We start from the raw sequence: 14,169 nt of genomic DNA on the forward strand, positions 1-14,169 counted from the left end.
CCGCGCAGTTTACAGGGAGTCTGAAAACCTAGCGAGCGAAGACGCCGGCTAACGTGCGCCTGGGTGTATTTGCCTGTATGAGACGTGATTGTTGGTGGAGAGTTCAGGTGTCGGGTTTAGCGTAGTTGGAAATGGGGCGGGTGGTGGTTGAGCGATAGCGGCAGTCTGATGAATTTTTGTTGTTTGACCGGCCGCCATCGCTGGCGAGCCAGCTCCCACAGGATGTGTGGTGTACACAAAATATGTGAACGACCGAGATCACTGTGGGAGCGAGCCTGCTCGCGAATGGCGCAAAGCGCCGCCATGCTCAGGTATTGGCTGGCGGTTTGCGCAACAGGCTGAACGCCATCGCCCCGAGAAACACCACACTGAGCAGCAACACCGCCCACAGCCCGAACTTCTTCCAGTTGGTCCCGGCCACCGCAGCCGTCGTCGCCGCCGAAGTTTGCGTGGCCTTCGCTTCGTCCTGCACCGTCGCCTTGCCCAGGCTCGCCAGCTTTTCTGGCTTGAAATCCGGAATCAACGTTGCCAGCGGCAGGTTCGCCGTTTTCACCGTGGCATTGCCCAAGGCCAGGCTGTACGGCCCTTCGCCCCGGGCGAGGAAGATCACCTGCGTGGCGCGCACCGCGTATTTCAGGTCCGGCGCCTGCTCACCCAGACCGCCGCCGCGCTCATCCACGGTCAGCTTGAGTTGCTGCACGGTCTGCCCGGACAGCGGGATTTCGTTCTGGACCACGTCCTGATTGTTCTGGCTCAGGCGATACAGCAAACCGCTGCTCAGTGGCTGCCACGGCAAGTTGCTCTCGCGCCGGCCGGCCAACGTGACCGGCGCCAGACTGTTCGGCTGTTTCAGCTCGATCTGCACCCGCTCGACATTCAGCCCCATCGGCAACTGCCAGATGTATTCCCCGGACTTGGTGCTGCTGCCGGCCACGCTGGGCGACCAGACCAAAGGCAGCGGCAGGTTGCGCGGGTCGCTGCTTTTCAATTGCGCCGACGTCAGGACGGGCGCCGAACCCGGCGACTCCCACAGCAGGCGCACATAGCGCGCGGTCTGCCCCGGCAGGGTCACTTCGTGCTGTTCGATGCGCTCATCGGAAAAGGTCAGCCGTGCCACCTGGCCCTCGCCCCATGACTGCCAGTGCTGCAGATCGTCGCTGGCCTCGATGCTGAAACGCTGGAAACCGTCGCGCTCGCTGGTCCAGTCGAGGATCAACTGCTGCAACGGTGCCTTGATCGCACTGGCATCGAGCAGCCAGCCGCGCAGCACTTCTTCGCCCGCCTCCAGTTGCGAGGACGGTTGCACTTCGACCAGGGTGCCGTTGGTGGTCGACTGCACGCGCACATTCGGCGCACGCTCGCTGGCGTCGGCAGCGTTGTACAGCGGGAACCACTTGACCTCATGCAGCTTGCCGTCGTCGCGGGTCTGCGCCGACTCGCGAGCCAAGGCGTAGGCCTGCGCTTCGCCGGCGGCGTTGAACACGCGCAAGTCACTGAGATCGGTCTGGCGCGCCTGCAATTGCGCGCTCAGCGGCAGGTCGAGGCGATACCACGGGCCATTGCCGCTCACCGTCAACGGCAACTGCGTGGCGAAGTCCGCCGGTTTTTCCTGAGCGCCAGCGACCATCACCACGCCCAGCGCCAACCAACCCAGATTCAGCATGCGACTCAAGATGCAACTCCTTCGGTTTCCGGCGCGGGTTTGTCCGCCGCCGGTTCAGCCTCGACGTGTTTGGGTGGCAGCGGCGCAAAGTAGCCGACCACCAGCAGCAATACGCCAACGCCGATAAACGAGACGATCCGGGCGAGGCCGCCACGGTTGCTCAGTTCGACAAAAATCAGTTTGGCCACCACCAGCGCAATCAGCGCCGCGCCGATCAGCCAGACTTCGCGGCGATGGCGCAGATGGCCGCCGATCATCAGCCCCAGCGCCATCAACGTCCAGACGATCGACAGGCCGGCCTGCACCAGCATCGACGCGAGCAGCTGATCAAGCTCGAACGGGATGCCGGCCCAGTGATGCGCCGCGCGGGTGACCAGCGCGGTGCAGAAGGCGAACAGCGAAACCCCGGCGATCAGTTGCGTAGCCTTGTCGGCATGATCCTGACGGATCGACAGCTGCGCGACGGCGCTGCGCGACCAGGCATAAACGCCGAACAGCGCAAACAGCAGACCCAGCTCCAATGGGTTGAGCAGCGGCACGTAAGGCAATGGTTCGGCATTGCCATCGCTGACGCCATTGGCCAGCCAGAACCACGCCAGCATCAGCACCGCCAGCGGTGCCGCCGCATACAAGCGGTACTCCCGAGCAAATGCGGCCACCGGCCACGGCCAGTTGCGCGGTGCAGCCATCAGCAACAGATAGAGGCTCGGCAGAATCGCCCAGCCCAGCCAGCGCCACGCGTTGTACTGCTCGGACAACAACAGCAGGCCGTAACGCAACTCCAGCGCCAGTACGCCAATCAACAGCCAGCAACCGAGCACATGGGCCGCGCTCAATGCGCGCGCCGGCAACTTCGACGCCAAGCGGCGCAGGCTGAAGAAGTGCACCGCGAACAGCGCCGGCCACGCCAGCCAGCCGAAGTCGGCGGCCGGGTGGTAGCGCGAATGCCAAGCGCCGAGCAAAACCAGCGCCGCCGCCGGAATCAGCAAAGTGCAGAGCAAGCCCAGCGCCGGCCATCTCAGGCGCAACGACAACACCGTCCACAGCGCCACACTGATCGCAGCGACCAGCAGCAACAATGTGCCTTGGAGGTTCGGCGAAGCGAAACGCAGGATCTCGCTGACCCACGCCAGCGTCCACCAACCGGCGCCCCAGACCAGCAGCACTTGCGACAAGCGCTGCAAACTCAAGGCATCAAAAGCCGTGGCATGGTTGCCCAATTGCAAGCGCCACGCGCCGATCAGCGCGGCCAGCCCCAGCACCAGCGGTGTCCAGAAGCCGCCATGGGCCAACGGTTTCAGTCCTTCGCTGGACAGCGGCCCGAGCCATTCGGGGCCGGCGAGCAGAAACGCTGCGCCGCCGACCACCTGCAACAGCAGCCCGAAAACGAAACTCAGACGCTGTTGCAGGTACAGGCTCAGCCAGATGATCAGCAAACCGCTGGCCGCCCACACCGCGCTCGCGGTTTGCCACGGCAGCACGAACAGCACCGCCAGATTGATCAGCACCAACCCCGCCAGCAACACCACCGACAAGCCGCGCAGCAGGCGCACATCGTCGCGCACCATCTCATTCCGCGCTGCCAGCAGCATGCCGCCAATCAAGGCCAGTCCGATCAAGGACGCATTGAGCAAACCGCTCCAGCCAGCGCTGAACACTGCCGCCGAATCTTCGCCGGCAGTTTGCAGGCGCAGCAGGAACAACGCGCCGCCCAGCAACTGCACGGCGAACGCGGTGAACAGGAATGTGCGTGATTGAATCCGCAAGCCCACGAACAAAGTCGCCAACCCGGCCAAGGCCCAACTGATTGCCGTGCCCTGGATGAACAGGAACAACGGTGCCAGCAGATAAAGGAACGTCAGGCCCAGACACGCCAGCAGCGGCAGGCCTTGCCTTTCCCACGGCGATGTCTGCTCGGGCGTAGCCTTGCGCAGTTGAAGGAAACTGAACAGCAGCGCGGCGCCAAGCATCAGCGCGCCCAGCGGTGCGCCGTCGAGCAGGCTGCTCTCGCCGGGCTGCAACTGGCTGAGAAACGCCAGTGACGAACCCAGTTGCAGCAGTAAGGCAAAGGCCCGGGCAAACGGTCGATGCTGACGCAACCCAAGCCAGAAAATTCCCGCGCCTTCCACGGCCCACGCCGCAGAAGTCCAGCGCGCATCGAGCCCCAGCGGAATCGCGAGACTGGCAAAAATCACTCCCAGCGCCAGGCAGGTTTCGCCCAGCAGCATCGCGCGCCCGCCCATCAAAACTTTGGCCAGCGCCATATAGATCATGCCCAGCGCCAACGCACTGAACGCCGCCGCAAATTCCAGGTGCTGGACCAACGCAAACTGCAAACCGAAGCCAATGATCGGCGGGCCGAACAGCATGGTGCCGTCGACATAATCACCCTTGCGGGCCGACCATTGCAGCAGCGCCTCGCGATCAGCCTCCGCCGGAGCATCCTGCAGGTCGCGCAATTTGCGCCGGGCGAACAGCAGGCCGATGGCGAGGTACATGAGGAAAAACACAATCAGGAACGGCTCGGTGCTCCACAGCAGCTCCGGCGTGTAGGAACGCAGGCCCCAGGCGAAACCGATACCGAAGGTGCCGACGAAACCGATCAGGTTGAGCAGGCGCCAGGCCTTGAACCAGGCGATGGCGAGAATGCCGGCGTTGAGCAGAGCGAAATAGCTGAACAGTGCGACGTGATTGCCTTCGCCGGTAGAAGTCAGAATCGGCGCGGCGAAACCACCGAGGGCCGCCGCTGCGGCCAACCCCAGCGCGTCCTGGGTAATCGCCAGAATGGCCGAGAACACCGTCACCGCGACCAGCAAACCGAGTGCAGCGGACGGATCAAGCAACGGATGCAGACGCATCGCCGCAAACACCGTCAGGTACAACACCGCGATTCCGGTGCCTTGCAGCATCAACGCATAGTTGCTGTTGCGTCGGCGCAGCCACCAGCCCAGCGCAAGCAAGGCGAACGCCGCTGCCGCAACACCGGCGTAACGCAACTCGATCGGCACCACCATGCCTTCGGTGGCGTAACGCAGTAAAAATGCCAGACCGAAAAACAGCAGCACCACACCGACGCGCAGCACGGTGTTGCCGCCAAACAGCCAGTTGCGTGCAGCGCTGATGCCGCGTTCGATCAGGTTCGGGCCACGGGGTTCGGCGGTTTTTTGCGGTGGTGCAACGGGAGCCGGTTCGGCGCGCCAGGCATCGGCCGGCAGCGGCTGGCTGGTTTCGCGGGCGACGGCGGAGACCGGTTCGAGTTCGGGGGGCAGTTCCCAGATCAGTTCAAGGGTCGGGGCAGCCTGCTCAGCCACGTCGACGGGTGCGGCGACTGGCTCGGCTTCAGGTGGCGGCGCGGGCGTATGCGAGGGCGAACCCTCCAGCACAAACAGCCGCTGGGCCACGCCTTGCAAGGCTTCGCGCACCTGCTCGAGTTGACGCTGTTGCTCCGCCGCCTGCGAGCCGAGGCGCGCAATGCGTAGCGCCTGGCCGATGACCAGCCCCAGCAGCGCACCCAACAGCGCGCCGCTGAATGACTCGTCGAGCAGTCCACCGAGCACCAGCCCGATCAACATGAACATCCATTGCATGGTCGATATCCCTAAGCAGCCCCGGGGCGGGGCGAGTCCGGCGATGGCTTCAGTCTAGGCACAAACCGTGTGGGAGCGAGCCTGCTCGCGAAGGCGGATTGTCAGCCAACATTTCTGTTTAAGTCGACGATCGCTTCGCGAGCAGGCTCGCTCCCACAGGGTACGGCGGTGATTGATGCCTTTTAACCGGCGCTCAGTATATCGATCCGGCCCAACAAACGTTGGGCCTTGCGCAGATTTGTCGGGGAAAGTTACTCCAGCGCTTTCCAGATATCCGTGGCGTACTCGCGAATCGTCCGGTCGGAAGAGAACCAGCCCATCCGCGAGGTGTTGAGCACCGCCGAACGCCACCAGTTCTGCGAGTCGTGCCAGTGCGCATCGACACGCTTCTGCGCTTCCCAGTAGGAATCGAAGTCGGCGCAGACCAGGAAGCGGTCATAGTCGATCAACGAGTCGATCAGCCCGGTATAACGCGAGGTATCGTCCGGCGAGAACACACCGCTGCGAATCGCTTGCAGCACATCGTTCAAACGATGGGAGGCGGCGATGTCGGGTACGGCGCTGAACTCGTGGTTCTGCTTGCGCGCTTCAACCTGTTGCGCGCTGAGACCGAAGATGAACATGTGCTCGGCACCGATGCGCTCGCACATTTCCACGTTGGCACCGTCGAGGGTGCCGATGGTCAGCGCGCCGTTGAGGCCGAACTTCATGTTACTGGTGCCCGACGCCTCGAAACCGGCGGTGGAAATCTGCTCGGACAAATCCGCCGCCGGAATGATGCTTTCGGCCAGGCTGACGTTGTAGTTGGGCAGGAACACCACTTTCAGCAGGCCGCGCACGGTCGGGTCGTTGTTCACCACCCGAGCGATGTCGTTGGTCAGTTTGATGATCAGCTTGGCCTGGTGGTAACTCGCCGCCGCTTTACCGGCGAAGATCTTGACCCGTGGCACCCAGTCGACTTCCGGCTCGGCACGAATCGCCTGGTACAACGCCACGGTGTGCATCAGGTTGAGCAACTGACGTTTGTACTCGTGAATACGTTTGACCTGCACGTCGAACATCGCTGCCGGGTTGACCGCGATCCCGAGGCGCTCGTGAATCAGATAGGCCAGCGCCTTCTTGCTGTGCAACCGCTGCTCGGCGAAGGCTTTGCGGAAGGCGGTTTTCTCGGCGAACGGTTCAAGTTCGAGCAGGCGCTCTTCGGGATGGTCGAGCACATCCGGGCCGAGAGCGTCGATCAGCATCGAGGTCAGTTCCGGGTTGGCCTGATACAGCCAGCGGCGGAAGGTTATGCCGTTGGTTTTGTTGTTGATCCGCTCCGGATAGAGCTTGTGCAGTTCGGCGAATACGGTTTTGCGCATCAACTGCGTATGCAGACCGGACACGCCGTTTACGCTGTGGGAACCGAGGAACGCGAGGTTGCCCATGCGCACCCGGCGGCCGTTGTCTTCTTCGATCAGCGACACCGCGCGCAGCACGTCGAAGTCGTGAATGCCCTTGGCCCGCAGCGAATCGATGTGCTGTGCGTTGATCAGGTAAATGATCTGCATGTGCCGTGGCAGCATGCGTTCCATCAGCCCGACCGGCCAGGTTTCCAGCGCTTCCGGCAGCAGCGTGTGGTTGGTGTACGACAGCGTGTCGACGGTGACTTGCCATGCTGCGTCCCACGCGACGTCGTAGACGTCGACCAGTTGGCGCATCAGTTCTGCCACGGCGATTGACGGGTGAGTGTCGTTGAGCTGGATCGCCGCGTGATCACCGAGGGTCAGCACCGAGGTGTGCATGTTGCGGTGACGGCGCAGCAGATCCTGCAGCGAGGCGGCGACGAAGAAGTATTCCTGACGCAGGCGCAGTTCTTGCCCGGCTTCGGTGCTGTCGGCCGGATAAAGGACGCGGGAGATACTTTCGGCGCGAGCCACTTCCGCCACGGCGCCCAGGTGGTCACCGGCGTTGAAGCGTTCCAGGTGCAGGTCTTCCATGGCGCGGGCACGCCACAGGCGCAGAGTGTTGACGCTCGCTCCGCGCCAGCCGACCACCGGCGTGTCATAAGCAATTGCGCGCACGGTTTCCGCCGGCGACCAGACCTGACGAGTCTTGCCGGAGGCATCGGTGACGGTCTCGACGCTGCCGCCGAAGCCGATCGGGTACGCCACTTCCGGCCGTTCGAATTCCCAAGGGTTGCCGAAATCCAGCCAGTGTTCGGTCTGCTCCTGTTGCCAGCCATCGACGATCGCCTGACGGAACAAGCCGTGTTCATAACGAATGCCATAGCCATGGCCGGCGATGCCGAGGGTCGACATGCTTTCCATGAAACACGCCGCGAGCCGACCGAGGCCGCCGTTGCCGAGCGCCGCGTCGGGCTCCAGCAGGCGGATGCGCTCCAGATCGACGCCCAGTTCGGTCAACGCTTCACGGGCGACGTCGAGCAGCCCAAGGTTGCTCAGGCTGTCGTAGAGAAGGCGGCCGATGAGAAATTCCAGCGAGAGGTAATAAACCCGCTTCTGGCCTTTGCGATAGATCTGCCGGGTGTGGTCCATCCAGTGTTCGACCATGTGATCACGCGCAGCCAGGGCAATGGCTTCGAACCAGTCATGGTCGAAGGCGTGATCGGGGTCTTTGCCCACGGCGTAGGTGAGTTTGGTCAGGACGGCGTCGCGGAACGCGGCCACCTCTGCTTCGCGAACTAGTGGTTCTTGAGTCATCAACAGGACCTCGAGCGAGCGGGAATTTTCTGAGCCTAGACGGTCTGACCGGCGGTAACGGCTCTGGTTCGGCAGTATTTGCCCGGACTGTGCACCAGTCCGACATAACCCTGGCGGATGAACCAATGAATGCAGGGGCCGTGCCGTCCTGTCGGGCAAATTGCAGTCGTTGCGAAAATATCCGGCGAAAGGTTGTTCAAAATTCCACCGCTCCCGGTATGATCGCGCGCCCTGATGCATACACACCTGGTAACTCCCGATGATGAAGCCCAACCTGATCGCCGCCGCCGAGATTGATCGTCTCGATACGTGGGCCAAATACTCGGCGCCGATGTGCGGCTCGTGCATGTCCAGCTGCTGCACGCTGCCGGTCGAAGTGAAGATCAAGGATCTGGTGCGCATCGGCGTGGTCGACGAGTTCGAACTGGGCGATCCGCCAAAGAACATCGCCAAGCGTCTGCAAAAGGAAGGTCTGGTCGAGCGCTTCAATCAGAAGTCGGGGATCTTCACCCTGCAGCGCATGAGCAACAACGACTGCTATTACCTGGATCGTAAAACCCGCCTGTGCACCATTTATGACAAGCGCCCGGACACCTGCCGCAACCATCCGAAGATCGGCCCGCGGCCAGGGTATTGCGCTTATAAGCCGAAAGAAGTCGAGCGGGTGCAGAATTTCCGGGCCATCGACAAATTTTGATCGCTGGGGAAGTTTTCGGCGGCTGATCGGCCGCTTTCGCGAGCAGGCTCGCTCCCACAATAGAGATCAGTGAACACGGATTTTGTGTGCACCCGAAATCCCACTGTGGGAGCGAGCCTGCTCGCGAAAGGGCCAGTGCAAACACTGCATAAACGCCAGACAAACAAAAACGCCCCCGGTCTCGCGACCGGGGGCGTTTTCTATTCCAGGGCTAGATTACGCCTTGGCTTTCTTGGCAGCGCGGGTACGCTCGCTTTCGTCGAGGATCTTCTTGCGAAGACGGATCGACTTAGGAGTGACTTCGCACAGCTCGTCTTCCTGGATGTATTCCAGAGCCTGTTCCAGGGTGAAGCGAACAGGTGGAACCAGAGCGATGGTTTCGTCTTTACCCGAAGCACGCATGTTGTCGAGCTTCTTGCCTTTGGTTGGGTTGACACCCAGGTCGTTGTCGCGGCTGTTCTGACCAACGATCTGACCGTTGTAGATCTCCTGGCCGTGTTCTACGAACAGCTTGCCACGGGCCTGCAGGGTTTCCAGCGAGTAGGTCAGAGCCTTGCCGGTTTCAACCGAAACCAGAACGCCGTTCTGACGGCCGGACATGTGGCCCGACTTCACTGGAGCGTAACGGTCGAAGATCGAGGTCAGGATGCCAGCACCGTTGGTCAGGGTCAGGAACTGGTTACGGAAACCGATCAGACCGCGAGCAGGGATGTTGTATTCCAGACGAACACGGCCCTTGCCATCCGGCACCATGTTGCTCAGGTCGCCCTTACGCAGACCCATCTCTTCCATGACCTTGCCCTGGGATTCTTCAGGGATGTCGATGGTGACGTTTTCGAACGGTTCCTGCTTCACGCCGTCGACTTCACGGATGATCACTTCAGGACGGCCCAGGGCCAGCTCGAAGCCTTCGCGACGCATGGTTTCGATCAGTACCGAGAGGTGCAGCTCACCACGGCCGGAAACCTTGAACTTGTCAGCCGAGTCGCCTTCTTCAACGCGCAGTGCAACGTTGTACAGCAGCTCTTTGTCCAGACGATCCTTGATGTTACGGGAGGTCACGAACTTGCCTTCTTTACCGCAGAATGGCGAGTCGTTTACCTGGAAGGTCATGGAAACGGTTGGCTCGTCAACGGTCAGCGGCTTCATCGCCTCGACGGTGTTGATATCGCACAGAGTGTCCGAGATGAACAGCTCGTCGAAGCCGCTGATGCAGACGATGTCGCCAGCTGCTGCTTCGTCAACGTCGATGCGGTGCAGACCGTGGTGACCCATCAGCTTCAGGATACGACCGTTGCGACGCTTGCCGTCGGCGCTGATAGCGACAACCGGGGTGTTCGGCTTGACGCGACCACGGGCGATACGGCCAACACCGATAACACCCAGGAAGCTGTTGTAGTCCAGAGCGGAGATCTGCATCTGGAACGGACCGTCACGATCAACGGCCGGAGGCGGAACGTGGTCGACTACTGCCTGGTACAGCGGAGTCATGTCTTCCGCCATGGCGGTGTGGTCCAGACCGGCAATACCGTTCAGGGCCGAAGCGTAAACAACCTGGAAGTCCAGTTGTTCTTCGGTCGCACCGAGGTTGTCGAACAGGTCGAAGATCTGGTCCAGAACCCAGTCCGGACGCGCGCCTGGACGGTCAACCTTGTTGATCACCACGATTGGACGCAGGCCGGCTTCGAAAGCCTTCTTGGTCACGAAACGGGTTTGCGGCATAGGGCCGTCTTGAGCGTCAACCAGCAGCAGAACGGAGTCGACCATCGACATTACGCGTTCAACTTCGCCGCCGAAGTCGGCGTGGCCCGGGGTGTCCACGATGTTGATGTGGTAGCCGTTCCAGTTGATGGCGGTGTTCTTCGCCAGAATGGTAATACCGCGCTCTTTTTCCTGGTCGTTGGAGTCCATCACGCGCTCGTCGTTGAGCTCGTTGCGCTCCAGGGTGCCGGATTGACGCAGGAGTTTGTCTACCAGGGTGGTTTTACCGTGGTCAACGTGGGCAATGATGGCGATGTTGCGTAGATTTTCGATCACTTGTGTATCTCGATCAGAGGATTCGGTTTGCTGACAAGTCATGGCAGCGATTAGCAGTAGTGTCCGGCATGGCCGTTACAGCTTGACGGCGGTGTCGGGGGGCCGGTGACGCAGGCCACAGGCAAACAGCCCCGGGCACTTAGCTCGGTCGATAAACGCGCACATTGGCATGCCCCTCACTGAGCAAATGGTGGGCATGCAGGCGACTCATCACGCCTTTGTCGCAATACAGCAGGTACTGGCGAGTAGGGTCCAGTTCCTTGAAACGTGCGTTCACTGCATAGAACGGCATCGTCTGTACCTCTATGCCGGCGAGCTCCAGCGGGTCATCCTCGGCGGCATCCGGGTGGCGGATGTCGATCACGATCTGACCGGCCAGCGCTTCGCTGACTTCTTCAATTTGCAAATCCTGGCCCAACTCGTCGATTACCCGATCGATCGGCACCAGTTTGGCGTTGGCGAGCGCACGCTCGAGTACCGCCATGTCGAATTCTTTCTCTTCGTGCTCAACCCGGCCACGCTTGGCGGCGGTCTTGGGGTTGACCGAAATCACGCCGCAGTATTCCGGCATGTGCCGGGCGAAATCGGCGGTGCCGATCTCGTTGGCAGTGTCGATGATGTCCTGCTTGTGCGCGACGATCAGCGGCCGCAGCACCAGCTTGTCGGTCACGCAGTCGATCACCGACAGGTTCGGCAGCGTCTGGCTCGACACCTGGGAGATCGCTTCACCGGTCACCAGTGCATCGATGTGCAGGCGTTCGGCGATCTCGGACGAGGCGCGCAACATCATACGCTTCAAAACCACGCCCATATGACTGTTATCGACTTTGCCGAGAATTTCGCCCAGCACTTCCTCGAACGGCACACTGACAAATAGCACGCGTTGCGAGCTGCCGTACTTCTTCCAGATGAAGTGCGCGACTTCCATCACGCCCAATTCGTGGGCACGCCCGCCGAGATTGAAGAAGCAGAAGTGCGCCATCAGGCCGCGACGCATGATCTGGTAAGCCGCCACGGTCGAATCGAAGCCGCCGGACATCAATACCAGCGTCTGCTCCAACGCGCCGAGCGGGTAGCCGCCGATGCCGTTGTGCTGGCTGTGAATCACGAACAACCGTTTGTCGCGAACTTCGATACGGACTTCGATTTGCGGTGCTTTAAGGTCGATTCCGGCCGCACCGCACTCGCGACGCAGCTTGCTGCCGACGTATTTTTCCACGTCCATCGAGCTGAAGGCATGCTTGCCTGCGCGCTTGCAGCGCACCGAGAAAATCTTCCCGGCCAGTGCATCGCCGTAGTGCTGTTTGCACTTTTCGGTGATGTCGTCGAAGTCGCCCAGCGGGTACTCGTCGATCTGCAGAAAATGCGCGATACCCGGCATGCAGGTCAGGCGCTCGCCCATCTCTTTCAAGGCTTTGGGGTCGGTAACGCGGGTTTCCAGCTCGAGATTGTCCCACACGCCGTTCACCACCACGGCCGGGTCCAGGTCACGGAGCACGGTGCGGATGTTCTTGGCCAACTGGCGGATGAATTTCGTCCGGACAGGTCGGCTTTTGATGGTGATCTCGGGGAAGACTTTTACGATAAGTTTCATGAAAACAGCGCGCGAACGGCCAGCCGAAAAAGGGGGGCGCGGATTATAGCGGAAATTGCTCAAGGTTTAACCAGTTAATGTGCAGAAGGTTTTGCTTGCACCAAAACAGGTCATTTCTGAATTTAAACGCAACATTAAGGGGCGGGATTTGTCGATTCAGTACCTCGCACGCCTTAATAAGCGTGAATTTGGGGCAAAAAACCCATGCTGGGGCACTGGCATGCAATTTGCTCCCTTGTGAGGCAGGTTGCCTTGGCAGAGTATTCGCGCCGGCATCACCATTATTAAGGGCATCCACTACCCGCCCTAATTCACCCGGAGGACACTATGTCGAAGTCGGTTCAACTCATCAAAGATCATGACGTCAAGTGGATTGATCTGCGCTTCACGGACACCAAAGGCACTCAGCACCACGTGACCATGCCGGCTCGCGATGCGCTGGATGACGACTTCTTCGAAGTCGGCAAGATGTTCGACGGTTCCTCCATCTCCGGCTGGAAAGGCATCGAAGCCTCCGACATGATCCTGATGCCGGTCGACGAAACGGCCGTGCTCGATCCGTTCACCGAAGACCCAACGCTGATTCTGGTGTGCGACATCATCGAGCCTTCGAGCATGCAAGGCTACGATCGCGACCCACGTGCGATCGCCAAGCGCGCCGAAGAGCACCTGAAAGCCACCGGTATCGGTGACACCGTATTCGCCGGTCCGGAGCCTGAGTTCTTCATCTTTGACTCGGTAAAATTCAAGTCGGACATCTCCGGCTCGATGTTCAAGATCTACTCCGAGCAAGGTTCGTGGATGTCCGACCAGGACATCGAAGGCGGCAACAAGGGTCACCGTCCAGGCGTGAAAGGCGGCTACTTCCCGGTTCCACCGTTCGACCACGACCACGAAATCCGTACCGCCATGTGCAACGCACTGGAAGAAATGGGTCAGTCGGTTGAAGTTCACCACCACGAAGTGGCGACTGCCGGCCAGAACGAAATCGGCGTCAAGTTCAACACCCTGGTGAAGAAGGCCGACGAAGTTCAGACCCTGAAATACGTTGTGCACAACGTTGCCGACGCTTACGGCCGCACCGCGACCTTCATGCCGAAGCCACTGTACGGCGACAACGGTTCGGGCATGCACGTACACATGTCGATCTGGAAAGACGGCAAGAACACCTTCGCAGGTGAAGGCTATGCCGGCCTGTCCGATACCGCTCTGTACTTCATCGGCGGCATCATCAAGCACGGTAAGGCCCTGAACGGCTTCACCAACCCGGCGACCAACTCCTACAAGCGTCTGGTGCCAGGCTTCGAAGCTCCGGTAATGCTGGCCTACTCGGCTCGCAACCGTTCCGCTTCGATCCGTATTCCTTACGTGTCGAGCCCGAAAGCCCGCCGTATCGAAGCACGCTTCCCGGATCCGGCTGCCAACCCGTACCTGGCTTTCGCAGCTCTGCTGATGGCCGGTCTGGACGGTATCCAGAACAAGATCCACCCAGGCGATGCCGCCGACAAGAACCTGTACGACCTGCCGCCTGAAGAGGCGAAAGAGATTCCACAGGTTTGCGGCAGCCTGAAAGAAGCCCTGGAAGAGCTGGACAAGGGCCGCGCGTTCCTGACCAAGGGCGGCGTGTTCTCCGACGACTTCATCGACGCTTACATCGCGCTGAAATCGGAAGAAGAAATCAAGGTTCGCACCTTCGTACACCCACTGGAATATGAGCTGTACTACAGCTGCTGATCCGGTAGCGCTGCGTAAAGCGGCGTGACACAAGAGGCCTCCTTCGGGAGGCCTTTTTTATTGCCCGGCGCAACGCATTTTCCATGTGGGAGCGAGCCTGCTCGCGAAAGCGGTGGGTCATTGATCATTCCCACGCTCCGCGTGGGAATGCAGCC

General features: G+C 60.8%; 7 protein-coding genes. 2 read left to right on the forward strand and 5 right to left on the reverse strand.

Going from position 1 to position 14,169, the window contains the following annotated elements; all coding sequences use genetic code 11:
- Window positions 1-307: 307 nt before the first annotated feature.
- The 3 genes from ACV8MC_RS04910 to ACV8MC_RS04920 form a co-directional block, all read right to left on the reverse strand.
- Window positions 308-1,672, reverse strand: coding sequence for a DUF3999 domain-containing protein (locus tag ACV8MC_RS04910; protein ID WP_252868640.1), 1,365 nt, complete (start codon window positions 1,670-1,672; stop codon window positions 308-310).
- Complete coding sequence (locus tag ACV8MC_RS04915; RefSeq protein WP_457264628.1) at window positions 1,669-5,250, reverse strand: DUF2339 domain-containing protein; 3,582 nt, start codon at window positions 5,248-5,250, stop codon at window positions 1,669-1,671. The genes ACV8MC_RS04910 and ACV8MC_RS04915 overlap by 4 nt, the downstream gene beginning before the upstream one ends.
- 251 nt (window positions 5,251-5,501) lie before the next feature.
- The gene (locus tag ACV8MC_RS04920) at window positions 5,502-7,952 is read right to left on the reverse strand and encodes a glycogen/starch/alpha-glucan phosphorylase (RefSeq protein ID WP_041477535.1); all 2,451 of its coding nucleotides are present in this window, start codon (window positions 7,950-7,952) and stop codon (window positions 5,502-5,504) included.
- A 259-nt stretch (window positions 7,953-8,211) separates the two neighbouring features.
- Here ACV8MC_RS04920 and ACV8MC_RS04925 point away from each other — a divergent pair, with 259 nt between their 5' ends.
- Complete coding sequence (locus ACV8MC_RS04925) at window positions 8,212-8,649, forward strand: YkgJ family cysteine cluster protein (protein ID WP_016772101.1); 438 nt, start codon at window positions 8,212-8,214, stop codon at window positions 8,647-8,649.
- Between the two features lie 216 nt (window positions 8,650-8,865).
- Here the strand turns inward: ACV8MC_RS04925 and typA are convergent, their stop codons facing one another.
- Entirely contained in the window at window positions 8,866-10,686 is a 1,821-nt protein-coding gene (gene typA / locus ACV8MC_RS04930) for a translational GTPase TypA (RefSeq protein ID WP_016772102.1), read from the reverse strand.
- 139 nt (window positions 10,687-10,825) lie between these two features.
- The gene (thiI, locus tag ACV8MC_RS04935; protein WP_024011233.1) at window positions 10,826-12,280 is read right to left on the reverse strand and encodes a tRNA uracil 4-sulfurtransferase ThiI; all 1,455 of its coding nucleotides are present in this window, start codon (window positions 12,278-12,280) and stop codon (window positions 10,826-10,828) included.
- 327 nt (window positions 12,281-12,607) lie between these two features.
- Here thiI and glnA point away from each other — a divergent pair, with 327 nt between their 5' ends.
- Complete coding sequence (gene glnA / locus ACV8MC_RS04940; protein ID WP_016772104.1) at window positions 12,608-14,014, forward strand: type I glutamate--ammonia ligase; 1,407 nt, start codon at window positions 12,608-12,610, stop codon at window positions 14,012-14,014.
- The last annotated feature ends 155 nt before the right edge of the window (window positions 14,015-14,169 follow it).

This window comes from Pseudomonas sp. PK-RTE-24, assembly GCF_054052265.1.

Excerpts from the sequence above, each read along its gene's own strand:
- ACV8MC_RS04915 (WP_457264628.1), bottom strand. The coding sequence starts at position 5,250 with ATGCAATGGATGTTCATGTTGATCGGGCTGGTGCTCGGTGGACTGCTC.
- ACV8MC_RS04920 (WP_041477535.1), bottom strand. The coding sequence starts at position 7,952 with ATGACTCAAGAACCACTAGTTCGCGAAGCAGAGGTGGCCGCGTTCCGC.
- ACV8MC_RS04925 (WP_016772101.1), top strand. The coding sequence starts at position 8,212 with ATGATGAAGCCCAACCTGATCGCCGCCGCCGAGATTGATCGTCTCGAT.
- thiI (WP_024011233.1), bottom strand. The coding sequence starts at position 12,280 with ATGAAACTTATCGTAAAAGTCTTCCCCGAGATCACCATCAAAAGCCGA.
- glnA (WP_016772104.1), top strand. The coding sequence starts at position 12,608 with ATGTCGAAGTCGGTTCAACTCATCAAAGATCATGACGTCAAGTGGATT.